This is a genomic window from Sphingobacterium sp. UBA5789 (assembly GCF_002418355.1).
Taxonomy (GTDB): Bacteria; Bacteroidota; Bacteroidia; order Sphingobacteriales; family Sphingobacteriaceae; genus Sphingobacterium.
Genome location: NZ_DIDX01000006.1, coordinates 189383 through 215763 on the forward strand (window position 1 = coordinate 189383; position 26381 = coordinate 215763).

Consider the following 26381-nt stretch of genomic DNA (forward strand, 5'->3'; position numbering starts at 1 on the left):
TGGTTAATTTAAGCTATCGTAATAGGGATTCTGCACCAGTAAGCGATTCGATTTCAACTCGTCAATATGAATCGGCAGGTAGTGTGAATTGTTATTTAATAATTTGGACCGTATTATCGGAGATGAGCCTCCTGCTGTACCCAAGAGCACTTGTTCGATAAGGTAATCCTTATACTCATAATTATTTCTCTTGCCGACACGGAGTAGATCATACCATCTCTTTCCTTCACCTATAAATTCGAGTGCTTTTTCATTCAATACGATATTCAGCATCTCCAACTGATTAGAGGAAATAGAGAGGGGTTGAGTGATTCCCGCACGGGCTCGTACTGCTGAAACCAGGTCCAGTGCTTCCTGATAATGGCTGGCTCCTTTCATCACATATGCCTCTGCTTTCATCAGATAGATATCGGCCATACGATAGAGTATCCAGTTCTGGTCGTTATTCTGACGTGGAATAGCAGTTCCACCTTCTGAACCCAGATATTTCCAGACCTTGAAATCGACACCGGAGTAAGAGGCAGCAAGACCACGTATATCGTCCGGATTCTGCTGAAATCTGGCCACCATAAGCGGAGAAATAATCCAGTTATAAGAAGAACCGAACCAACTGATAAGGCCATTGGTTTGATTTTTTGTAAAGTCAAACTGAATTTCAAAAATACCTTCATTTGAATTGCCCGGACTGAATATGGTAAACCAGTTATTTTTTGTATTTACTTTGCCCTGAATAAGACCTACACGTCCGGAGTTTAATACTTTATCGCAGGCTTCGATGGCCAGATCATACTGCTCTGTCCAAAGGTATACATCGGCTAATGTGGCATAAACAGTCCATTTAGTTACCCGTCCTTTGGTTTCCCATACTGTTGGCCAAAATTCTTTGCTGCTACCGATAGATTGCTGTAAATCGGAAATAATCTGTGTGAAAATCTGAGCAGAAGTAGAAGTCGCAACTTCAAAAGAAGCCTGATCATCCATATAAGGTTCCAGAATCAATGGAGCATCTTTAAAATTACGCACAATATAGAAATAGGCTAAAGCCCTGAGATAATAGGCTTCTGACAGGTAAGACCGCATAGTTGCTTCATTAAAGGAGGGATCTTTTGCCACGACTTCCGGAGCGTAACGGATAACCATATTGGCATAATTGATAATGCTATAGAAGTTTGACCATTTCACAAATGAATTGGAAGGAATAACGTCGAACGATTTGAAACGCTGAAGATCGTTATTAATAAAACCGCCTAATGACAATCCGTTTCCACGGGCTTCTCCCCAGACCAGCATTAACTGTACAGACTGTTGCATTTTTACATACGCTGCTCCGAGTACCGCTTCTACTTCTTCTTTATTGGACCAGTAGGAATCGCTGATCTGTTCGTTTTCCGGTTTTACATCTAACCATTTATTACACGAACTGCTGAACGTTATTATAAAGGCAAAAAGAATAAAAATGATCCTTTTCATATGATTTATACATTAAAAGTTTAATAATATACCCATCGCAAATCTGCGCGGACGTGGTGTACTCGCATTGTCCTGACTCAACATATAGATGTTACTGGACAAGGAGACCTCAGGATCCTGTCCTGAATATTTGGTCCACGTGAACAAATCCTGTACAGTAGCAAAAACATCAAATCTGCTCAGACCATATCGTCTGACCAACGTTTTGGGCAGCGAATACCGTAGTGAAACCGTTTTAAGACGTACATAAGATGCATCTTCCACAAACCGGTCTGATCCCAGATAATTGTATCCTTCACCATAGAGTGCGCGAGGTATATCCGTGTTATCTCCTTCATGTCTCCAGCGTCTCAGCACAGCGGTACTTTGATTGCCCGTACCTCTCATATTTTCGGTGTCCATACGGGTGCTGTTGACGACTTTCTGACCAAAACGACCATGGAAAAAGGTGGTCAGCAAGAAATTTTTATATCCCACATTGAATCCTGCTCCTGAGGTAAAGAGTGGCATTGCATTGCCCAGATACACAATATCATACTGATTAATAACTCCGTTTCCGTCTATATCCTGGTATTTTGCATCTCCGGCATATACTTTACGGGGTCCGTTCTGTATGACGACAGGTTCTCCATTCAGGTTATACATAATATTACCACTCAAATCACGGGCAAAGGTTTCATCCTGATTTTGATAAACTCCGAGATAACGGTATCCGTAAAATGAGCCAATCGGATTGCCTTCAATGATCTTATGTGCATATTTTCCATTTCCAAATTCGTAATTTTCGAACTGCATGTTTTCAGGAAGTTCGACCACTTCATTTCTGTTTTTTGAAAAATTGATATTAAAGGAAAGTTGAAAGTCTTCTTTTCGGATAGCGTCATAATTAAACATAATCTCCCACCCTTTGTTGGTCAATTCTCCGGAATTGAAATAACTGATCTGTGAAAATCCTGTCGATGAAGGTAACTCCACATCTTTTTGCAACAGGTCTGTCGTACGGCGGTGATACCACTCCGCGGTGATATTCAGTTTGTTTTTGAACAGGGAGAAATCAACCCCGACATCTGTACTGGTGATAGTTTCCCATTTCAGATTTTCCAGTTGTATGGAAGAAGGTGAAATCGCAGTCATATCCATATATCCTGGAGTGATCGGTTTGAATACGCCTAAATATGGCCATGCCCCTGAAGGTGCATTTCCGCTTTGCCCCCAGCTAACTCTGAATTTGGCCGTTTGAAAAATATTCAGATCCTGAATAAATTTTTCATCTCCGGCCTGCCAGGCAACTCCGACCGAAGGGAATCCGGCCCAACGCTGATTCTTACCTAAGCTGGAATTAGATTCCCAACGGTATCCTCCGCTGATGATATATTTTCCTTTGTAGGTGTAGTGTCCGTTAGAAATTACCCCAAGATTACGCGTAAGGGTATTGCCCGAACCCATGGATAATACAGATGCTCCTGCGGTCGGATCACTCAGAGAAGAGGATGCATTACCGGAAGTCTCACTTGCATAGCTGAAACGACGGGCTTCATTAGTCTGGAGGAGTCCGCTCAGAATGACCTGATGATCTTTTGCAAATGTGCGGTTGTAGATAAATTTGTTTTCTGTATTGAGGTACAGATCATCAGAGATCATATCCGAACCTCTGTTAAAGTATGGGTCTGTCCAGATCACACCGGTGACGGACTGCGGCAGAAATTTTTTGTTTTTGGTAGAACGGGTATCAAAACCGACTGTACCAGTATACTGAAGTCCGTTTAATACATCATATGTCAATCTGAAAACCACACGGGCTTGCTCACCCTTAGTATTGTTGACGGATTCGTTGACCATGGCTACAGGATTGTAGCTTTTATCTGTTGTATAACTCCCCTGAAAATTTTGTCTTGGCGTAAAGTACTGATCCGTTGGCAATCCGTTTTCACCGATAACCCAGGGACTCATATTAGGCATTTTGGTCATTGCCATTCCTCTAGGTGTTGCCAACTTGTTTTCTGTCCAGAAACTATTACGGTCGCTCAGGGAATAAGACATATCTGCATTTACATTCAGCTTGTTGGAGAATTTATAGTTCACACTCACAAGAGAATTGTAACGATTGAATTTTGTTCCTTTTGTAGTACCGATATCATTGAGGTAACCTAAAGATACACGGTAGGTAGCCTTATCTCCGCCTCCGCTGACAGAAAGTGAATTGTCTTCAAAATGGCCAACCTGCGAGACTTCTTTTACCCAATCCGTATTCTGATTATATTCATCAAAATACACCCATGAAGGATCAAATTTGATCTCATTGGTATTGAATAACAGATTGAGATAGGCTGTTGAATTCTGATATCCCAGATCATTGACGGTATTCCATACCCCATCCTGTATCAGACTGACGTATTGTGAACCGTTGAGCATCGGAATAGTAGAAGCCTCTTTCTTAACATCTATTTTACTGGAAAAAGCAAACTGCGTTTTTCCTGACCTTCCTTTTTTAGTTTTAAAGAGAAGCACACCATTTGCTCCTTTAGAACCCCAGATAGCAGTAGCTGCTGCATCTTTGAGCACTTCTATGGATTCGATATCGTTAGGTGAGATATTGACCAAAGCTCCGAAATCCTCATCATTAGCTGTAGAGAAATTGAAATCATCCGATATCTGAGTAGGATAAGGCACTCCGTCTACAACAATCAGAGGCTCAGAGTTGCCATTCAGGGAAGATGTACCCCGGATACGAATGGAACTTTTTGCACCAGGATCTGCACTTGCTATGATATCAACATTCGCTAACCGCCCTTGCAGACCTGATTCTATAGAAGCAAAGGGCATCATTTCCAATTCTTTCATATCAAAGCGTTCTGTAGCGGAGACCTGATTACGGTAGCTGATTCCCATTGCATTTTTGTCTGCCGGTTTTTCTTTACTGATGATAACTTCATCGAGCGAGTTTTCATCATCTGATAAGCTCATATTGAGAACTTTCTGCTTACGGTAAGCGACACGCTGGGTTTTATATCCTATACTCGAAAATACAATAGTCAGATTGTCCTGATCCGGTATTTCCAGACGGTAGAAACCGTTGACATCTGATGAGGATCCTTTTAGATTTCGTTTTTCCTGATTCTCGACAAATATGGTTGCTCCTAAAACAGCTTTTCCAAACTGATCTTTTACATTTCCCGTCAATACCAGACTTTTTTGGGCAAATGAATGCAGATAGCAGCTTATCAAACAGAGGAAAAGTAAATATTTAATTTTCATAAAATTTGTTCTTAATCGGTAGGTTTAATTGATATTGTTGAGTCCCGTCTGCTATTATTTAGTAAACACCTTGTTGATCTTGTACACAGCTCCATCACTGAAAATCTTTGGAAATTCACTTGTGACAGTTGCTGTCTCGCCATTATAAGCAGTCAGATTGAGGGCAGTCCCGCTATCCTTAACGCCAAGCATGCGGAAGGTCTGTCCATTACGTTTGGCTGTTATCCAGGATCCTTCAACTTGAAATCCCGGAAACGGATAATCACTGAGCGAATTATCTGGAACAGAAACAAAGTAATATTTCAGGTACTCGGCCAGATCAGCTTTTACCGTTGGTATTTTACCGCTGCTGATCCCTGCAAGTACCGCCGCATTATCAGGCGCAAACAGTAAAAAATTGTTTCCAAACATAAAGGATAACTGGCTTCCGGTTTCCATCAAACCTGCCTGTACCAGCAGCTTGGAAAATTCTGAAAATTCATTTAATGTATTGCCTGCTGCTGTTGCTCCCGATAAGGTAAATTTGATGGTTCCTGTTTCTCTCAATAAAGCTGTTTCAACTTCATAAGCGGATCCGTTAAACCATGACCCCGCGATTTTTGAGGCCTTGATATTGGTATTCATATTATAGGCATTGGAAGAAGATACTCCTTCATTCTTTACATATATATAGCTGAATGGATTACGTGTACGGAACACTTGTTTACCTCCTATCTGGGTTACATTGTTACTCACGATATGATTAGAAATAAACAACTCCTGAGCTTGTCTGCTCATAGCAACTTTTACACCATCCGTATTTTCCACCTCGACGACTTCATCTCCAAATACCAACGGGTTTCCTTCATTCCAGAAAATATAACTATCTCCATAAAGGGTATTGAGAATCACTTCATCAGACGGTATAAACAGGGTATAATTCAGATCACGGCTCATCAATGTGCTGATCAGACCCGTATTGACCAGCATCTGAAGGAATATTTTGTATTTGGGATTCTGCAGTACCGGTCCGGTAACACTGTAAAACATATCCGGAACGATAACTTTATTCAATCCGTAATAGACTCCGTTAGAAGCAATTCCTTTAGAAACTACATCCAGATTAGGATCAAATTTGATGACCGAGCCGAATGTACTTTTCAACTGCTTACTACCGGTGATTTCCTGAGGGAAAACAATATTCTCCTGATAGACGTGGTTTGCCATCAATAAGGCTAAAGGCATGAAGTTTACAGATTTAAGATCTGTATAGTAATTGCGCCAATAGCTATTGAAAAAGCTCTGTAAAGCATCATTTTTGGGTGCAAATACATTAAATGCGGTGTAAGCCAGCTCTCCAAGATTGGCATAATCTGCTATTCCTCCCTCACCGTTATAGGACCATTCTGAAGAAATATGCGGCAGCGATCCATGCTTTACAATAAAAAGGGAATCGCCCGCAGCCGCATAATTTTTAGTGGCCTCCACATCATACCACAGCGTTTTGAAACGGTCATAGGTATGCAGGAAATCAGCATAATCTGTTTGTTTTTCAAGGACAGTATGTAGGTTTTCTAAGGGTTCGATGACATCATCAAGAATATAAACATATCCGTTATCTGTAGGTATAGCATATTCCTGTACACGTGCATTAGACATATTGAATCCCCCGTCATTCCATGTACTTCCCGGATAGAAATATTCATAGTTTGATTTAGCATCTATACCTTTTGTACTGAAGTGCATATTGGAAAACACAGGTAAAAAGCGGTCTTTATGAAATATTTTGCGGGTTGCTCCCGTAACCGGATCAGGCAGTGTAGAGATTTCATCTTTACTTCTTGTGCGGTGTTTGTAATACAGTCCTGCACGCAAGGGCTCTACTTTGTCTACTCCCTGCGGCTGATAATTTGTAAATTTCTGCTTATCAAAGGCATAGTAAACAATATGATAGTTAACCACTTTTTTGAGTTCGTTCAAAGGTACCTGATCAATTCCTGTATAACCTTTTTTATTCAGGTAGTTGCGGAATGCTTCATCAGTTGGAGCCAAAACGGTTGAAATTCCATTGCCGATGAGCACACCCTTCATATCTGTTTTTTCTACAGCAGACAGAAAGAGCTGCTGATCAGGGCGTGAGGAAAGCAATTCCCAGGCATTTCCTTTTAACCAGTCAGGGCGTTCATAGTGCGACACCAGTTCACTTTTTCTACAGCCGTAAAAGAACATGATCAGAAACATGCTGCATACAAAAGGGTATACTTTTTTCATAGCGGATTGCATAGGTTTAATATTAGTTTGTCTGGTCGACAACACTTCATCATGAGATAAAATTCCGCTAAGCAATCGGTTGCACTAAGTGTCCGAATAGTTTGCTTCTATACAAGAATATCTCCTGATTAATTTGTTTGTCTAATTGGTTATTATTTAAGTTTAATGTTCTGGTTCTGTAAAAATAGTAAGCCCATATAATACAACCATCCTGCCCTATCCTGATTGTATTTCGGATATAAAAAAACAGGTAATTCCTATTAGCAATGCTTTAAACGCAGCTATTCAGATTTACAGTCTGATTACGGCAGAAATTGCAAAAAGCAGAAAAAGAAAAAAAACGTGGAGGATTTAGTGTTCAATAAGCTGTACTACCGGCAAAAAACAGGTTATAACGAATTTCTCATCTTCAGATAAAAAGGAACTTCGATCTTAGCGGTGGATTTGTTAAGAATTACTTTTGCCGCCAGTTTACCCATTTCCTTAAAGTCGGTAGAAATGGTTGTAATACCGCTCAGGATAAATTTTTTGAGTGGTGTCTCATTGTAGGATATCAGCCCTACATCTTTTCCTATCTCCAGATCCAGCGAAATCACTTTGTCAAGAAGACGAACAAGATCTTCTTCGATAAGATTTATATATACTTCTCCCGCACTAATCTGTTCCTTTTGAATATTGCTGACCAGAAGGTGTTCAAATTTAAATTCCTGGCAGAATTTATAGAACCCTTTTATAATGCCTTTGGGAAAATAACTATTATCCGGAAATATTAGTTTGAGCGTTTTATATTTGGACAGACTTTTATTAGCCTGTTTAAGTGCGCTGTAGATATCCTTTTCAAAGTTTTCATATACACATGCATACTCTCCCTGTAGTTCGGGTAATTCTTTTCCCAGCACGATCAGTTTATCCTTCGGAATCTCACGGATAATATCTATTTCCTGATCCTTTCCCTTGATAAAATGAGGGATGACGACTATATGCTGATAATCTTTGTTAAGGTTTTTGAGAAGGGATTTGAAGTAATTTACATCATTATTATATACGAAAAGATCTATACCGTAGTCTTCGCCCATTGTCTTTACAAATGAATCGTATACGATCTTTTTATGCGCACTCAACTTATTGAAAAACAAAGCTATATAGCCTTTTTTATCCAAGTCCGTATGTGCAATAAAATAACCTTTTCCGGGTACGGAGAGAATAATCCCGTTTTTCTTGAGATAGCGATACCCTTTCTCTATCGTATCACGTGACAAATCCAATATAGCACTCAACTCGTTGATAGAAGGGAGAAGATCATTTTTGGATAAATCCCCTACACGGATAGCTTTCATAATCGCATTCGCCAGCTGAAGATACTTCGGCGCAGCAGACGTCTTATCAAGTTGTAATACGGCATGTAGGTGATTAGATCGCATATATAGTGTAGATAAAAGGTCTAACAAATATATTGATTCAAAATCAAATATTGGGTTTACATTCCTGTTTTTTTAGTCATATATTTTGATAACGACACGTCCCGCAAGCCCTGAAGGCATCACTGACCATGTATCAGCACGGAAAGGTTCATAGTCAATATTGACAAATTTAGTGTCATAATAGTCCTGTCTTTTCTGCCCGTTACGATCCATTTGACGAATACGGTTTGCCATTAAATTAGCAACTTCTATCTCGATCGTATTCGTCCCGTTTTTTAATAAATTACCTAAAGGCAAGGTATACGGTAAACTCCAGATCTGTCCAGCATCCTGACCGTTGATCCTGATTTTTGCAGATTCGTACAGCGTATCTAACTGTAATACATAATGCTTATCAGGAAGTACTTCCCCGATTTCAAACTGCGTACTGTATACCGCTTTTCCGGAAAAGTTATCTGCAACAGAATCCGAAAGAGAGGTCCATGGCTGTAATTTATCAAGTTGCTTTGGTTGCGGAATAACCGGACCTCCTTCTACAAATTTCAGTGACCAGCTCGTATTCAGTCTTACTTCATCTTTTTGATGATCCAGATAGTTCCAATCCGGAAGAGCAGGCTCAGCTGTCTTTTCCGCTACAAAGAACAGCGCTTCACCGGATCTGACTTTCACTCTGACCTGATTTGGTTTTGCCTTATCAGACTGCGCTTTGCCCGTCTGACCGGTTAACGGATCCATTATTTTCCATGATGAACCTTTTGTCTGAAAGATGATTTGCTCATCGATGGTATGATCCGAATGATTGACTACATAATAGTAGGTCTGATCTCCTTTTTTACGTTTTATAAATTTTAACCCTTTTTGAATAATAGATTCGCCCATGATATTCATCCCGGACAGACTGTTTACGATATCATTTCCAATCACAATCTCTCCTTTGCCGACTACTATCCGGCGCTTATTTTTCAAGGGATTTACTATTTTCTGAAAGATCAGACGCCGTTTATCCAGATCTTTAAACCCGGGAATATCTGCCGGCAGCTGATGGAATATTACTTTTCCTCCCTGTCTGGCTATTTCCATTATTTTTTCCAATGTTTCTACCGGCATATAGGCAACCTTGGGTACAATCAGTACTTTATACGATAAATCTGTATTGCTATTCTTTAACTTCCACTTATCTCCATCTATTATCATTCCTTTCAGAAGCTCATCCGAAACAAAATCGAGGGAATAGCCGCTCGTTTGCAGATGTACTGCTTCCTTATAAAAATCAGATGGATGTAACCATTTATCTATATTATGTATAGTCAACGATTTAAGGGTTCCCTTATCATCGTTCCAGATATCATGGGCAGGCCAGTACAGCAACACTTCATTATCATTAACTGTGGATTGCAGTATGGACTGTGTTCGGGTTACATATGAATTCAATCCGTCCAGATGTGACCAGAGACTATTCGCAGGAACAAAATTGACTGATGCATAGAAAAGCCATCCCGGCCACTGCTGATCAGCCGGAGAATACGTCGTACCATGATAGAATACATGATTGATCCCCGACAAAAAAAGTTGTTCAACTTCAGGTTTACATTGTGCCCATGATGTTTTGAAATGCTCGGTCAGCCAGGTGAATGTTTCTGCCGAGACAAGCGTTTTCCCCAATACATGTGCCCCTGAAGAGGCAAATTTCAGCATCATGGGATCCGGGTCTACTTTACGTACATCTGCACTGTCTCTTCTTAATCCCTGAATCGGAAAATAACTGGATCCGAATGTTTCTGTTTCGGGTATATCTACAGCTGCGTACAGATCAAGCAAATTACCCGGTGATCCGTGCGCCTGATTTTTCGTAACAGACCCCATTGTATGAGACCATGAGGTCCAGCTTTTAGTAAAGTTCTCCAATAACAGCTGTGATACTACATCCCGATAATCCGCTTTGAGTCTGTCCCGATTCGGATGCTTCACATCTCCGAATACTTCTCCGATGTACTGACGAAGGTCATATCCTTTTATCCTTTGGAAATAATCAAAAAGCTCTGCTGTCCAGTTCGCCCCGTACACTTCGTAGCTATCGTTGTAATATGCCCTGGGATGACGAGGTTGTGTTTTTAGTGCTTCCTGATAGGGTTGTAAATAGGCCTGCAGTGCTTTCCCTGAAAAATGATCCAGGGTATAGCCTTCTCCACCCGGAGCTGCGCGTTTGACTTTTTGGCGCGTCTTACCCAAAAATCCGGCATAGACAGTCCATCCGGCGGAAGGGGCTGTCCAGTTCAATTGTTTTCCTTCTTTGACCTGTTTCAGAAGATCGATTTTTTGATTTTTAGGACCGTAAGCGAGTAAGGAAATTAATGGCGGATCTTTTTGTTTCGGATCTTTACAGGTAATCTCCAGATTATTCCTGCCTTTGCTTAGGCTAAAAGTGTTGACTATGATATTACTGGCCGCGTATTCTTCCGTCACCTGAGGACCTCCGAATGGCCAGCCGGTACCATTTGTCAGGTCTACGCCCATACCGATTTCATCAGCAGTAGCTAAGGTATGCTGAAGACGATCTACCCATGTCGGTGAAAGATGTGGAATAAATGCAGATTCGGCTCCTTTGGGACCATAGATAGGTGCGATCTCCACCCCTCCTAATCCTGCATGATGATACTGTCGGAGTAATGCCGATATTTCTGTATCAGAGACTGCACTTCCCATCCACCACCATCTTACCCAGGGCTTCATACTGCTTTTCAATACAGGCCAATCTGATACCTGTGCCTGCGTCAGAGAAAATGTGCCCAGCATGATTGCTGCAGTAATTATCTTCTTAAAAATCATATCTCAGCTACTGATAAAATCATCTAATTCCCTGATCGGGAACTCATAAACAGTCTATTTATTAACTAACTTATATATTTCGGTTCCGGCCAATAAGAAACATCCTAATCCATAGTCTTCAAAATCCGGCACACTGGTATAAGTGACAGGCTGACCATCTTTTGGTTCCTTTCCGGTTGCCTGCAGATAGCCTAAAAATCCGTTTTTATGTAAAGATTCTTTACGCAACGCTGTCCAGGCCTTCTCCACTACCGGAAGATATATTTTCTTATCCAGAATACCATTATTAATTCCCCAGGCCATACCATAGACAAATAAAGCTGTACCTGAAGCTTCTTTCCCTCCGAAATGATTAGGATCGTGCAAACTTACATTCCAGAATCCATCTTTTCGCTGTAAAGGAACAAGAGCCGCCAAAAGATTTTTCAGATCCGATTCATATTCCTGATAGTGGGGGTCTGATTTAGGAAGTTCTTCCAGTACACGTACCAGAGCGGCTGCGATCCAGCCATTACCTCTGGACCAATAACAATCTTCTCCGTTTGGTTCTTTATATGGAGGTACAAAATCCTTATCTCTCCACCACAACTGATCTTTCGGATTATAAAGTCCGTGCTGTGCTTCTTTGTATTTAATATGATGATAAAATTTGTACATGGCATCAAAGTAAGAAGGATCATTATAGGTCACTCCCAATTTGACAAAAATGGGCATTGCCATTTGTATAGCATCGATCCATGTCCAGTCATTGACACGACCACTCCGTATCACAGAATCGATATTCTCTTTAATACCAGCTATACGTACAGGTTGAGGGTCAATTCTGTACAGATCAATATAAGATTGTCCGCAATTCTGATTGTCTGCATGACGTGTGTATCGCTCTCCTCTTACCGGCAGCCATTTATGAAAGTCCGCCCACTCTACAGCATAATCATAATAACGCTTTTGCTGATCAATACCATAGAATGCCAGTAATCCTTCATAGTATACTCCCCTGGTCCAGATATTAGAAGTACGTTCTTTATTGGTAATAATATTTTTGGTTGGATCAGGCCATTTATTCATAAAATAATCATTGGCCAGTCGCAGATCTTTAACAACTTGTTTTTTGCTCGTGAAATTTTGCCCGCTAACCTGAACCGTCAGAAAAAAAACGGATAAAATAGTAAATAGGCTCTTCAATGAATTCGTCTTCATATGTTTAGTTCTTCTGTTTTATTTTTTGTGTATTAAGGCAGGAGGTAATTCTTCAATTCTGTTTGTGTTAATTCTTTTATTGCCTGAACAACAATCTGTGCATTTTTTTGAGCACCTTCATAACTGGTATGGGTATGATCTGCAGCAGTGAAATAAGCAACAATTTTCTCTTTACCGATTTTATCATATTCATCCGCTATGAGATGATGAAGATCAATAAAAGGAACCTTATTATTTTGTGCCACCTGCTCAGCCCAGGAAGGATAACTTCCTTCAGCCCGCTCTACTTTATGATCTTTCCATCTGTCTCGCGGTACAGGTGAACAGATGATGACGTGTACACCTTTCTGCTTTGCCTCCTGTATCATCTTTGTCAGATACCAGCCATAGGTATGGACAATTTCTTCCTGTCTGCTTATAGGATTATAAATGGTTTTTACTTCATCTCCGATTCCCTTGATCGTGCCTCTTGCTCTTGCTGTATCATCCAAAGGACTGCCGTCGTTGTGGCCAAACTGTACCATTAAATAATCTCCGTTGTTAAGCTCATCGAGCACATTTTTCCATAATCCCTTACTGATAAATGTACGTGTACTTGTGCCTCCTAATGCCCGGTTTTGAATATCTATCCTCGTCGTATCAAAATATTGTTCCAAAACGCTTCCCCAACCCCATTGTCCTCCATCTCCTTTTCCTTTACCATTTTTTACAGTAGAGTCTCCGATCAAAAAGATAACCGGTTTGCGCTGCGGAGCTGTAAAAGATACAGCCATGAGGAAGACTGCTAAAAAGCAGATATTAAGGCCTGATCGTTTCATCTTTCGGGTATACAGGTTTTACAATTGTAATATTTGGCTGCCGGATAGGTGCCATATCTTTACCAACAAAATAACTGGTATGAGGTGGCTGATTATATCCTACATTTTGCCAGGCGATACTGAGTCTATACTGCGGATCATGCATCAAGGTATACAACCTGTGATGGGTTAGATGTGGTGTTGCATATATACGCAGTTCGGTTTGATCTTCGCTGGCAAAAATAACTTCTTCTCTCCAGTCCCCGAACAGGTCTGCGCTTAAAACCGGAGTTGATTTAGTTCCGTTGTTCGATACACAACCTTGCGCTCTGAAAATCTCTCCTTTCCCATATTTGGAGACTGCGATACCATTTAACAATTCTCTTTCCAGATCGCCATCCCACCAGATCAGAAAATTGGCAGAATTAGGTGCCCGGCCGATCCGCTTACCGGCACTGTTATATAAATTTTTGTCTCCTGAAAACCACATTTCTGCTCCCGGATTCGAATCGTCGATATTATCCGCTGCTCCACGTCCTATATCTACACCATAAGCTTTTGCCCACAACACTTTACCATCAGAAGCTCTTCTTAGTACTGCACCGGGTTTATCTTCTTTCGGATGTTCGTGAATCGTAAAGATCTCCAGCCCCGGACTGTCCGGATCCAAGTCTCCGACGTGATTCGCATCACCATGTCCAAACCCACTGCTGTATAAAGCTTTGCCATCATCATCAATAGTCATTGAGCCATATACAATCTCGTCCCGACCATCATTATCTACATCAGCAATACTCAGATTATGAAATCCTTGTCCGGAATAGGGGCTGTCCCCATTCTGAGAATCAAATTTCCAGCGTGGGCGGAGTTTTCCATCTACAAAATCCCAGGCCACAATCGCAGCACGGCCATAATATCCTCTGCACATCAATACGCTTGGATGTTCACCATCCAGATAAGCTACCGCAGCCAAAAAACGATCCGCACGATTTCCCTTACTATCATTATGGCTACCGATTCCCCATCCGTCTACCGGATAACGATCCGGGATATAACCGACAGTATGCCGCTCTGCACCGGTGAGACCATCGAATACGGTAAGGTACTCAGGTCCGTCCAATATTCTTCCTACTTCATTGCGCCAGTCTTTTTTTTCATCTCCTATTATCTTGCCCTTTCCGTCTGTCGTTCCGTCAGCTGTCTTGCAAACAAGTTCCGCCCGCCCATCTCCGTCAAGATCATACACCATAAATTGGGTATAATGTGCTCCTTCCCGGATATTGATACCCAGATCGATCCGCCATAGAAAAGTGCCATTCAGTTTATACGCTTCCAATACAGGGCGATCTGTCAATCCTTCCTGCGAGTTATCCTTACTTCTTCCGGTACGATGAAGAACCAATTCGTAAATTCCGTCACCATCCAGATCTGCAGCACTGGCATCATTCACCCGATAGCCATCCAAAGGCTGCAGTGCTATACTCGTATAATTCTTTCGGTCATCGGGATGGAAGGTAATCGTTCCGGAGTATTGATTAGGTTTATTGTCACCTAGGGTCTCGACATAGAATGTAGCAGAATCTGCTGCCACTGTAACTAATAGATTAGTGCTGTTTGTGATCGGTGTCGGATTGAGTAGTATATCTTTCCCGTTTGTTTGTTTTTGAAACACATTGAATCCGGTGTTGGGATGATCTGTTCCCAGCAATCTCCAACTCAGCAATACATGCTGGGGATCGACATTTGTCAGAGACAATCCTCGATCCAGATACTCCATAGCACGTTGTGCCATTACATGTCCGCTATTAACAAATAGTAATAACAGTAATGCAACTTTATAACCTTTCATAACACTTTTTCTGATCGTTGGTTACTGATTAAGGCATCTTATGAAAACCTTCTTTCTTAATTTTCCATGTCCCGTCTTTCGGAAATCCGGGTAATTCACCGGTACTAGCATCCCAACCTTCGGCCATCATCGCAACAGTAGTCAGTACCCCACCATTTCCCGGCAGATAAATACGCAGTCTGCCATCCTGAAAGTTATGTCCGTTACGTAAATAGGTATTGGTACGTATTGGCATAAATAAAGCTTCCAGAGCCTTTTCAGGCAGATTTAACCGGGCGGCATTCATAGCTGTCATCGGAAAATCCCAACCCCAGGTATCTGACCATGACCAGACTTTCCACACTGTATCCAAGGTATTTTTCATAATAACCTTATTCAACTTTGCCGATTCGGGAACCATTCCCAGTCCGCCCAGGACTGCAGGATGATCGGTCAGCCAACGTGGATTTGTATAGGAGTCAGTAGCGCTCTCATTTGCGAGATATACATCACCCTGTACCGGCAGAGGTGCCAGTTTTTGAATGACTGTATCCCATTTCGGATTTCTGGGTTGTCCAAGTCTTACTTTCCATTCCTGTGCTATCCGCAGCGCCCAGTCCCAATAGGCTAATTCATAAGTAGGATTCTGTGTATCTGCTGCCCGAAATACTTCCTGCGCCGGAATCACTCCTTTTCCAAGATTATATTGATCTTTCTGCTTATCGTAGGTCGGATAAGAAGCCATAAACTCTGCTGTTTCAAAAACCAGATTTTTATATTTTTCAAGGATTTCCGGATTCTTTTTATCCCGGTAAGCCAGCTCAGCCATATAGATAATATGGGGCTGCTGCCAGATAAGGAAAGCGGCTACGGATGAAGGGCTTTCATTACCTTCGTTGTCAGACATTTTTTGCCACCTTACACCTTCATACCCTTGTCTTTTGGCTATTTCACGTGCCTTTTCTAATGTATTCTGGTAATATCCAAAACTCTTTTCCATAAGATCCACACGTCCCCACAGGGCAAAGTGAACGGCATGCCACCAATGCATCTCTGTATGCGGTTTACCATACCAGCTGTTGAATGTCAGTCCGGTTTCCTGAGGTGGATAGTTGCCGGCACACTGCACTTTAGTCAGATACTGGGACAGCACTACTCTTCTTTCTAATTCAAAGGCCCGTGTGTCCGTGCTGCCTTCAAAATCTATAGCCGCACCGCTTTTCCAGAAGGCATTCCAGCCTTTTACACTGCTTTCTTCTGTAGCCTTATATAGCGGGACATGTTTAATCGTCTGTGGGGCAAATGCTGCACTGAATTCAAAAGTGCTGCTCGTATTTACGGGTTCATACACAAAGTAATGTGCCTGCTTACCCTTTTTAACCGTTCCTTTAGAATAGGCTAACACGGTCTGGTATACAGTTCCCTGAAGTTGATGGCGAATTTCTCCGCTGGTATTATTGCTATGGGTAATGCTGGTCTGATGCTGGTCTTCCTGTCCGTAATATGCGCCCTCGTCCAGAAATTTAGCGGTTGGATACGGATAGCGGATAAATACTTTCAACCGGCCTTGTTTAACGAGGTCAGAAGTGACTTTTACAGCGATCTGATCCAGATCCTGATGGGCCGCAGTGGATACTTTCACAGGCTCCCCTTCTACCTCAAACGAACTGGAAACAATACCTGTCCACATATCCAGCTCCTGCCGGATCGCTGTGATATCGGAGGATTGCACAGGTTGTCCGTTTTTCTTCGTGATCTCTAATCCGATATTCCCCAGTTGCAGACGATGCTGATTTTCCCGGAAATAATTAGTGGCTTCACTATTTCTTCCGCCATCTTTCCATTGGATACTATAGAGCGCCTGTCTGCCTTCATTATTAAAGTCATAGGCTTTTAGCGTTTCCTCAAATTTATAATTCCCCTTATTCGGAAAAGTATCCCATCCCCATTCTGACTGCGTCCCTAATGACACACCCCCTTTATACAATTCCGGAAAGGTCTGTAATCCTGTAGCATCCACAGTAAAGGCAAATTTACCGTTACCGATAGTAAGAGAAGATAACGTATCTAACTGTGTATTCTGAACATTGTGGCGCATAACCACTTTCTTACGATCAATTTTGGTATCCATTTGCTGCGCATCGGTATGTTGTACAGCAAAAGGTACCGTCATCAAAACGACTGCTGTAGTCAGTCTTGACAGCATTGTCCCCAAATTGATTTTCATAGCTTTTATCTTTAACATTTTTAGTTTTATTTTTATCTCCTGCTGCGTAATTATTGGTTTACAATACCTTATCGCAACAGACTTAAGCCCATCAATCCCACAACAACATCATTGGCAACCGATTTCAGTTTGAGGCTTTTAAGTTCTTTCTTAGCATCTAATGGCAGATCCAGTACTGTTGCAGCTCCTCCGTCAATACCACGTTTTGTAAATCCCTTTATTTCTACATATTTCGCTTCGCCACCTTTGACTACTTCTCCCGTTTTCAGATGTACCCGGAGCGGACGATCCTGCTTCAATACGAACGCATATGGATCTTCTGAAAAATCCTGTTCTATTGGCCACCAGTTTTCGGGATTACGTAAGGTCAGTTCTGCTGTTGTTCCATCTGTATACTGTATCTGTATGACGGCATTGATCAGCTGACTTTGCATAGGGTTGGTTGAGCCTGCCATCAGGAAATAGGCATGTCGGGCTTTGCCTGATAGCGGAATATCCTTTTCTGTCGGAAAATTATCCCATTGAGAAGTAAAGACGATATTATTTCCTTTAGCAGCTAAGATGCCGAAAGACAATCCATTTGGCAGGTTAAATACTCCGTTGACAGATGCAGCTCGTAATCCGGTATCATCAATAGTCGCTGTTGTATTCGGATAGCACCAGTTTCCAATCCCCTGAACAGGCAATTGCAATGTCGGTGATGCCGGACGTGGGCTCCAGTATTTATTCTGGAAAATCTGTGTAACAGCATCATTAAAATAAGGTTTCAGATTAACTATCTCGACTTTAGCCGCTAAGGGTAATGTCCAATTGCTATACTGAACGGTTCCGAGTGTTTCCGTTTTTCCCACTACCTCAAGGGTATTTGTCCCTGATTGAAATACGGTCATCGGCAGTACTATATCTCGTGTTTCCTGCTGTGCCAGCTGAACAGACTGTACTTGTTTTTGATCGATAAACAAACTTCCCTGAATCAGTTTTCCGGACTGATTTTTCATCGTCAGCGTTACAGATGTTTGATCCGGACTTTCTTTTACAGACAACTCCAAAGGTTCTGTAATACGTAAATCTACAGGTTGCCACCAGCTGAAATCCTGTTGTTTGACTTTGACAAAGAAAGTTCCCCGATTGCGCTTTTCTTTAAGCTGGAATGTGCCTTTACTTATATCCTGACTTTCGAGCAGTCCCTGCGGATCATTTACAGCCTGAATCTGTGCTTTACCGGATTGTATAGAAAGGTGTGTATCTGCAGGAGTAGTCTGCACATAACTGATCTTTTCTAATTCCTGGTCTGTCCATCGGATCTGAACATCATAATGATCTGCTTTTGCTGCATAGATTTCTATTTTAGCTGCTCCCACAGCATTTTCAATAATTTTCCATGATGCCGCAGTTCCATTAACAGATAGCGACTGGACACCTGCCTTTCTGGCTTTGAGAACCAGTTTTAAGTTCATCTTCTGCTGAAACTTAGGTTTGATGGTATAGTGCTCTATATTATTATGGAGCTTAAAGTCAAAATCAATATTCGGACTTTCTAATGTACTGTACTCCCAGCTTACAGGTAATCCCGGCTGAATGGTCAGTGTATCTGCTAAGGCATCTGGTAGAATTCCGTATAAACCTTCAAAAAGAGTTCTGGAAGCTACTCCGATTGGATCTGCAAAGTCACGGTACAATTCACCCCGCTCTGCATCATAGAACGAAAGCTGTTGAAAATTACCCGGACTGGCTCCGTAAAACATGCTTTCAATAAGGTTACTTTTCCAGAGTTCAAAAGCTTTCATCTCTCTTCCCGCCTGCCAGTAAGCCAGTGCTGTCTGCAGATTCTCTGCCAGAGCCACATTATTGACTGACCAGGTATAGGGTTGCCAGTTTGTTGTGGATAAGGTATACAAGCCCTGATCTTTCGCATCAGCCACGCGGACAGGAATATGCGGGATATAATCGTCTATATAACGTAATGCCTGATAGGCCTGAAATGCATCCATAAAGCGTCCATCCAGTGCATGATAGATCGTCCATACTCCGGGCTGATCGTGTAGCAATTGTTCACCTAATAAATCCTTAAATTCCGCAAAATAACCTTTGTCTTTGATCCAGAGCTTTGCCAGCAAAGCCTGTCTGATTTTCTCCGCTTCCCGTTCATATGGAGTTGGATCTTCTCCCATTACTTTTGCCAGTCGGGCAGCCATCATATTTCCCCGGTAATTGTAAGCCGAAGTATGGGTAACTCCTCCTCCAGAATATTGTAAACCGTCACTGGCCCAGATAGCACAGTAGGCATCATACAATCCATCTCCGTCCATATCAAAATTCCGCTTTTCCCAGGCGAGATGTCTCTTGATAGCCGGCCAGACTTCTTTCAGAAAGGTCCGGTCTCCGGTATACTGAAAATGTGTAAACAGCTGATCGAAAAAGACCAGATTCATATCATAATGATGCGGTACTGTATTATTGTTCGGATTCCGGGAGATATAACCACTTGAGAACATGGCTGTACCCATTTTTTCCAGATGTCTGGCAATATTAAGTGCGGTGTCTGCAATGACTTTTCCCACCGGAGGATCTGTAACCTGTGAATGGACATAACTTCTGAAATGGGCTTCTGCACGGTCATTCCATCCCAATGGATTGGCCACATATGCACCTCTCCAGGCATTCAGCCGCATACGCCAGGCGACAGCACCATGCAAATAGGTAGGCGATTCCCATATTCCGTCTGCAGCAAGCGCAAGCGCACTTCCGACCGTATTGATATGTTCATCCGGCGTATGTAAACGTATACGTCCGGCTAAGGTCTGCACTTTATTTTTACTTTGATCAAACAGTTTCTGGAGAGAGAGCTGAGGTGCTTTTACTCCTTTGCCTTGTCCTCGTTGAATAGCAACATAGGCAGTTGCAGTTTGATTCAGTTTATATTTTGCGGCTATTGCCGGAGTTGTTGTAGCGGTACTGTTCCACAACTGATCCACATCTTTCAACGCAGAGGCATTGATCAGTCTGACCTCCGGTTTTCCGGAAAATGATCCCGCCAGATATTGCAGTTCTCCCTTTTTATTGGGGTAGGATACCTGAAAATTATTTTTATTGATCTGGTAGGTATTATGTTCACAGTACTCCGGCAACAGATAAAAACTGGATTCCGGATCTGCTCCTATATCTCCGGCACGACTGAATGTTTTTCCACTTGCACCTCCGTATACAGCGATCAAGGCTATTCCGTCCGGAACATTTTTTGATTTAACTTCTACGATCATCCCCTCTTCATCCGCCTGAGCCAACACGGTAATCTGCAATTCCCCTCCGCCCAATACTTTGTCATTGATTGTATAGACCATACTTCCGGAAGTATAGCGAACATCTGCCAGTGTAAGGTCATCAAACCGGATCATTTTCTTACCCGATTGAAGTACAAACTGCAGATTGCCCCCCATTCCGGGCATATATAATGCAAATTCAGGACGGTCCCCGGCTTCAACACGAAAGGCTGTATTCGTACCATACAGGGCACGATTAAATTTACGTACACCTTTTACCAGTACGATATCCTGACCGTCAGGGCGGTAATGTAAGGTCCGCTCTTTTCCATGCCAGTAATCTGCTGTTTGACTAAAGGCAACAGGAGCCCACAAGGAAGCCCCCGTCACCAATAATCCAACAATATGTATCTTTCTGAATCTCATCTCTACTTTCCTGCAGGAGCCTCTGTTTTTACACCATTAATAATTACATTTTCAAATATGATATTGTCCAGATAATCCACCATATAAGGTTCTTTCACACCATTGATTTCACAATTGACCATACGGAAATTTTTAATGGGTGAACTTTCATATGCAGCTGACATCAGCGCATATTTTCCGCCTTTTTTAACATGCATATTCTCTACCCATACATTGCGGATAGTAGGGATATGATCGCCTGGTTTTTCGTAAAACATATTGAATTTGACAGCCGCTTCCTTGTATGTACCTACTTCTACATCTTTCATAAAGACATTTTCAATAATACCTCCACGGCTCGAGCTTGTTTTCAACCGAAGGATACGGTCCAGATTAGGACTATCCATCTTATTATTAAGTGCGTAAATATTACGTGCTCCGCCAGCGATTTCGCTACCGATAACGACACCGCCGTGTCCGTCTTTCATAATACAATTTTCAATGATATGATTCTCAGCAGGACGGCCGATGTTGCGCCCGTCCTCATCTCTGCCCGATTTGATGGCAATACAATCATCTCCGGTGTCGAAATAACAATCTTTTATAAGTACATTTTTACAGGCTTCCGGATCACAACCGTCATTGTTTGGTCCGTGACTAATCACTTTAACACGTTCTATAGTTACGTTTTCACACAATACAGGATTCAGATTCCACATGGGCGAATTGATCATCCTGATATCTTCAATAAGGATATTTTTACAGTTGTAAGGCTGTACAAAGTTGGGTCTCAGGTACTGTCCGTCTCCGAATACCCGTTGTTTAGCATCGACTTCCTGATGCATCATCGTATGCAGTCTGGCTCTGGCAGGCTTTTGTTCTCCGCTCCTGGATTCGTTCCATCCATATTTGCGGGCTCCGCACCACCACCACCAATTATCATTATCTGAATTCCCGTCTAATGTTCCTTTACCAGTGATAGCGATATTTTCTTCTCCATAAGCATAGATAAAGGAAGAATAGTTCATACATTCCATACCTTCCCAACGCGTAAATACAATAGGATAATCCGAACTGTCACGACTAAACAAAATAGTAGTACCATCGGTAAGATGCAGGTTGACATTACTTTTGAGATAAATAGCACCCGTCAGAAAAACTCCGTGAGGAACCACAACCCGGCCACCACCTTCAGCATGACATTTTTCTATAGCCAGGCGGAAAGCTTCTGTATTCTTGGTGACGCCATCTCCTTTCGCCCCGAAGTCGGCAATATTGTAATCCTTATTTTTGAATGTAGGTCTGACAATAACTTTTCGCAATGCTTCGATTTCCTGTAAAGGCTGCGAAACATCGGTCCACACTTTTTCCTGCGCAGATGCAGAACACATGATTAGCATGCAGACAACAGCTGCTATAGTATTGAGATTAAAGATCTTCTTCATGTTAGTTTAAGGGCTTATAGGTTAATATTTTCAGTATCTTCAAGTACGACTGCTGTTCCATCCTGAGACGTTACTTTTACATTGTTCAACTGCCAGTTTTTAGCATGACGGATTACGCCTGCCGTCTTTGCCGTGATAGTAACATTTTCAAGGCTGAATTTTTGTAAGGGGTTTTCCTGCAAACCATCCACATGGATAGCACGTTGTGCAAATTTCACAAAGACATTTTTGATCTGTATATTCTGAAATGTTGGGATTCCTTTACTTGCAGGTTCTACAGGTGTCACCATTTTCTTCCAATGGTCAGGCACTTTATCTATATCATATCCTGCCGGCAGTTTAGAATAACTGTAAGCCGGATTCCAGTTTGGAGTTATCTCAAATGCTGTCCTGACGCTGTCCATCTGTATATTTTCAAGAAGAATATCTTCTACAACTCCACCCCGGTTACGTGCTGATTTGAGACGAATTCCAACTTTAGTACCATGTGCTTTGAGATTACGCGCGATAATGTGGCGCATCCCTCCGGAAGTTTCACTTCCAAAGGTAATCAGACCATCTCCCTTACGGGATATACAGTCGGTGATAAGGACATACTCTGTCGGTCTGTTGACACGCAGACCATCCCAGTCGCGACCGGATTTAATACAGAAATTATCATCATTACAATCTATGTCTGCATTTTGTATACGGATCCACTTAGATGAATCAATATCAATACCGTCTGTACTCGGACCGATGCCATTAATATTATTCTTAATAATAATCCCATCTACTGTAACATAGGAAGAATAAAGTAAATGAACCGTCCAGAAACCTGCCTGCTTCAGGGTCACGTCTCTGATAATAATATCCTCACTTCCATCTACGATCACAGTGCGTGGACGTTGTGCATCGTAATCCACAATCCATCTCAATCCTTTCTTATCATATTCAGATCTTAACTTCCAGTACGCATCCCAAAAAGGCTTGCCTTGTCCGTTAATGATTCCCTTTCCGGAAATTCCGGCTTTTTGCTGTCCGTTGATATTCACAAGAGCTGCAGGCCAGACCATTTCTATGCCTGCCACACGGGTATTGATTTGCGGATAATCTTCCAAAGACTGGCTACCTAAGAGCTCTACTCCTTCATCCACATGCAGAAATACACCAGATTTGATAAAAATAGAACCCGTTAGGTATTTGCCCGGCCGGAATTGCACCTTACCTCCGCCTTTTTTTGCACAGGCATCTATTGCCTGCTGAATAGCTTTTGTGCTTATGGTCTTTCCATCTTCCCTGGCCCCAAAATCGTTGGCATATACGACTGCCTTACCGATCTTAAAATTTCTTGCGCCTACCTTGCCTACCCAGCTTGGGTCTGACGTAGCAAAAGCTGTGAATGAAACAAATACCAAAAGGATGCCCATCAACATGGCTTTGGGGGCGAAGGCTCTTGGATTACATTTGAATACGTTCATGATATAGTTGTTTTAATAGGTTACAATTTGAAAAAATTACCAAATCTGGTTTGGATTACAACGGAAAACCATAGCTGAAGAAGTATTATATTTTCCTCCCTGAGAAGCTCCGAACAGCCATTCAGGCTGATTTTTTTTATTTAAAAGCAGCATGGGACGTTCCAGCCGGCCAATACGTTTGAGAGATGTCGGGTAAGGCCCTTCTTTGGTGTATGCAGACATAGCCTGGAAAGCAAGTGCAGGTTCAGACCACTTCTTACCATCAGCAGACCGCATCAATAACCCGTCTTCGTGACTCTGAACACCCATATCCCGGGCAATCATATAAAACATACCCTTTTCGATCCACACAAAGGCATCTTCAAACTGCGCATTCCCTCCTTTTGCAGAGAAATCAATAACAGGATTCTGCGCATATTTTTTAAAAGGTCCCTCTGGAGAAGATGAAACGGCTAATCCATATTTACGATTACCACGTATGGCACCTTTCTCTGCCAGATAGTCGGCTGTATTCCAGGATTTGTAAAAAAGGTAATATGCCTTATCCGCTGTTTGTATTACTGTAGGGTTCGTTGTACAATGGTCATCCCAGCTCCCTTCTTCACCTGCTTCCAGGATAGGCTGATCTGTGCGCTTCCAGGGTCCGTCCAATGATTCAGCGGTTGCCAGACCAATTCTTTTGGTATTGGTCTTACCGTTAGAATTGCCCATATAATAGAGGTAATACGTATTATTGAACCGGGTTATTGACGGATTATGACAAGTGGTGGCATCCCAGTAACCGGCTCCACGCGGAGAAAGTACCGTTTCTTTAACCACTAAAGGCTGATCCGGCGAAGGTGCAACAGCATGTACTATCTCTGATCCTTTGAGCCAGCCCCCCATACCCAATTCCTGCTTCCATCTGGAGAAGAATACATGTACCTGTCCCTGGTTGTCATAGATTGGTGAACTGCACCACACAAAATAACCTTCCAGCTCTAATGCACGGCCAATATATTTCAATCCTTTTGAAAATGCTGATTCCCGCAATTTTAAAACAGAGATCTGCCCAAGCACTGTCGAATGACAAGCGATCAACCCAAGTGTCTGTGCAAAAAGTGTTAAAAATTTCTTTCTGTTGTAAATCATTAGAAAATCCGGTTTACCAGTTGTTAGCAAAAAAAATGTTTCCATTTTTCATTTGCTGTATCAATTTTTTGATTGGTTATTTACCGCAAGATAAACCACCTTCCATAAAACAGCATCCTGCACCATCCTGAATTTCGATCTACGTCACATTACTTTTACAGAAGAAAGATATTCCACTAAAAAAGGCTGATTCAAATGATGAATCAGCCTTCTTATACTTTATAGTAGCTATAAAACTATTTAATGAGAGCGTTCGGAAAATCTACAATTTTTTCACAAGAGACTTGCTCCATTACTTGCTTAAGCTGCGCTTTAAACATCGCAATAGTATGATCACCTCCTTTGGTTCCTAAAGCTCCCACACCATACATAAATGGTCTGCCCATAAAAGCAAATTCGGCACCGCTTGCCAGAGCACGACCGATATCCGGTCCTGAGCGAAGCCCTCCATCCATCATGATAGTGATCTTATTTGTAAATTCAGGATCTTTAGCTAACCGCTGTAATGATGCAATCGATGATTCTCCTGCATCAACCTGACGTCCGCCATGATTCGAAACAATAACCCCGTCTACTCCTATCTCTATACAGGCTCTCATATCTTCTTCCGTCACAACTCCCTTCAACACAAGCTTACCTTTCCACATATCCCGTATCGCTTTGATCTTTTCAATATCTACACGTCCTGTGAATGTACGATTCATAAACTGACCCAGCTGACTCATGTTAAGCCCTTTTTCCATATAAGGCTGTAAGGTTGCAAAACTCGGAATACCATGTCTCAGGGTTTCTATACCCCACACCGGACGGATAGACGCCTGAAATATATTACTGATATTCATTTTAGGCGGCATCGAAAGACCACTTTTGATCTCTCTGTAACGCAAACCAAAAGAAGGCACATCGATAAGGACAACCAATACAGGACATTCTACATCCTGTAATCTTTTGATAATATCATCCCGCAATCTGTTCTCCGTCGGATGGTACAATTGGAACCAGGCTTTACCACCCGATACTTCCGCAATACGCTCTATACTGCTTGTTGAAACGGTACTGAGGATGTAAGGGACATTGTGTTTAGCCGCAGCTTTCGCCAGAATTTCCGGGGCATTGGGCCACATCAATCCCTGCAGACCGATTGGCGAAATACCAAAAGGAGCATCGTATTTATGTCCGAAAATAGTGGTAGACATATCGATTCCGTTGTACTTCTGCAGATAACTTGGTTTTAAGAGGATATCCTCAAAATCACGTTCGTTTCTTCTCAGATTGACTTCTTCATTACATCCTCCCTCCAGATAATCAAAGGCGAATTTAGGAATACGTTGTTTTGCTCTTTTCTTTAAATCGGCAACTGAAGGATATCTAGGATCGTATTTTAGTAAATTAGGACTTTCCATGGA

14 protein-coding genes are annotated in these 26381 nt (G+C 42.0%); all 14 read right to left on the minus strand.

Annotated elements, in window-relative coordinates:
* Positions 1-3: 3 nt before the first annotated feature.
* A complete protein-coding gene (locus B4B65_RS17030; protein ID WP_293917184.1) occupies positions 4-1470 on the minus strand; it encodes a RagB/SusD family nutrient uptake outer membrane protein in 1467 nt (488 codons plus the stop codon).
* 12 nt (positions 1471-1482) lie between these two features.
* Positions 1483-4725, minus strand: a complete 3243-nt coding sequence (locus tag B4B65_RS17035; protein WP_293917186.1) for a SusC/RagA family TonB-linked outer membrane protein — start codon at positions 4723-4725, stop codon at positions 1483-1485.
* A 54-nt stretch (positions 4726-4779) separates the two neighbouring features.
* Positions 4780-6975, minus strand: coding sequence for a fasciclin domain-containing protein (locus tag B4B65_RS17040; RefSeq protein WP_236582293.1), 2196 nt, complete (start codon positions 6973-6975; stop codon positions 4780-4782).
* 389 nt (positions 6976-7364) lie between these two features.
* Entirely contained in the window at positions 7365-8396 is a 1032-nt protein-coding gene (locus B4B65_RS17045) for a GntR family transcriptional regulator (RefSeq protein ID WP_201680673.1), read from the minus strand.
* A gap of 72 nt (positions 8397-8468) precedes the next feature.
* Positions 8469-11222 carry a glycosyl hydrolase gene (locus B4B65_RS17050; protein WP_293917189.1) on the minus strand — a complete coding sequence of 918 codons (2754 nt, stop codon included), beginning with the start codon at positions 11220-11222 and terminating at the stop codon, positions 8469-8471.
* Positions 11223-11276: 54 nt separating this feature from the next.
* Complete coding sequence (locus tag B4B65_RS17055) at positions 11277-12422, minus strand: glycoside hydrolase family 88 protein (RefSeq protein ID WP_293917192.1); 1146 nt, start codon at positions 12420-12422, stop codon at positions 11277-11279.
* Between the two features lie 32 nt (positions 12423-12454).
* On the minus strand, positions 12455-13195 hold the full coding sequence (locus tag B4B65_RS17060) for a rhamnogalacturonan acetylesterase (protein ID WP_293917196.1): 741 nt from the start codon (positions 13193-13195) through the stop codon (positions 12455-12457).
* A gap of 25 nt (positions 13196-13220) precedes the next feature.
* On the minus strand, positions 13221-15068 hold the full coding sequence (locus B4B65_RS17065; RefSeq protein ID WP_293917198.1) for a rhamnogalacturonan lyase: 1848 nt from the start codon (positions 15066-15068) through the stop codon (positions 13221-13223).
* A 28-nt stretch (positions 15069-15096) separates the two neighbouring features.
* Entirely contained in the window at positions 15097-17274 is a 2178-nt protein-coding gene (locus B4B65_RS17070; protein WP_293917201.1) for a hypothetical protein, read from the minus strand.
* Between the two features lie 68 nt (positions 17275-17342).
* Positions 17343-20960 (minus strand): DUF4450 domain-containing protein, encoded by a 3618-nt coding sequence (locus tag B4B65_RS17075; RefSeq protein WP_293917203.1) that lies wholly within the window; start codon positions 20958-20960, stop codon positions 17343-17345.
* A gap of 2 nt (positions 20961-20962) precedes the next feature.
* The gene (locus B4B65_RS17080; protein WP_293917205.1) at positions 20963-22384 is read right to left on the minus strand and encodes a glycoside hydrolase family 28 protein; all 1422 of its coding nucleotides are present in this window, start codon (positions 22382-22384) and stop codon (positions 20963-20965) included.
* 14 nt (positions 22385-22398) lie between these two features.
* A complete protein-coding gene (locus B4B65_RS17085; RefSeq protein ID WP_293917206.1) occupies positions 22399-23844 on the minus strand; it encodes a glycoside hydrolase family 28 protein in 1446 nt (481 codons plus the stop codon).
* A gap of 36 nt (positions 23845-23880) precedes the next feature.
* Positions 23881-25020, minus strand: a complete 1140-nt coding sequence (locus tag B4B65_RS17090) for a glycoside hydrolase family protein (protein ID WP_293917209.1) — start codon at positions 25018-25020, stop codon at positions 23881-23883.
* A 191-nt stretch (positions 25021-25211) separates the two neighbouring features.
* Positions 25212-26378 carry an alpha-hydroxy acid oxidase gene (locus B4B65_RS17095; RefSeq protein WP_201680683.1) on the minus strand — a complete coding sequence of 389 codons (1167 nt, stop codon included), beginning with the start codon at positions 26376-26378 and terminating at the stop codon, positions 25212-25214.
* Positions 26379-26381 lie beyond the last annotated feature (3 nt).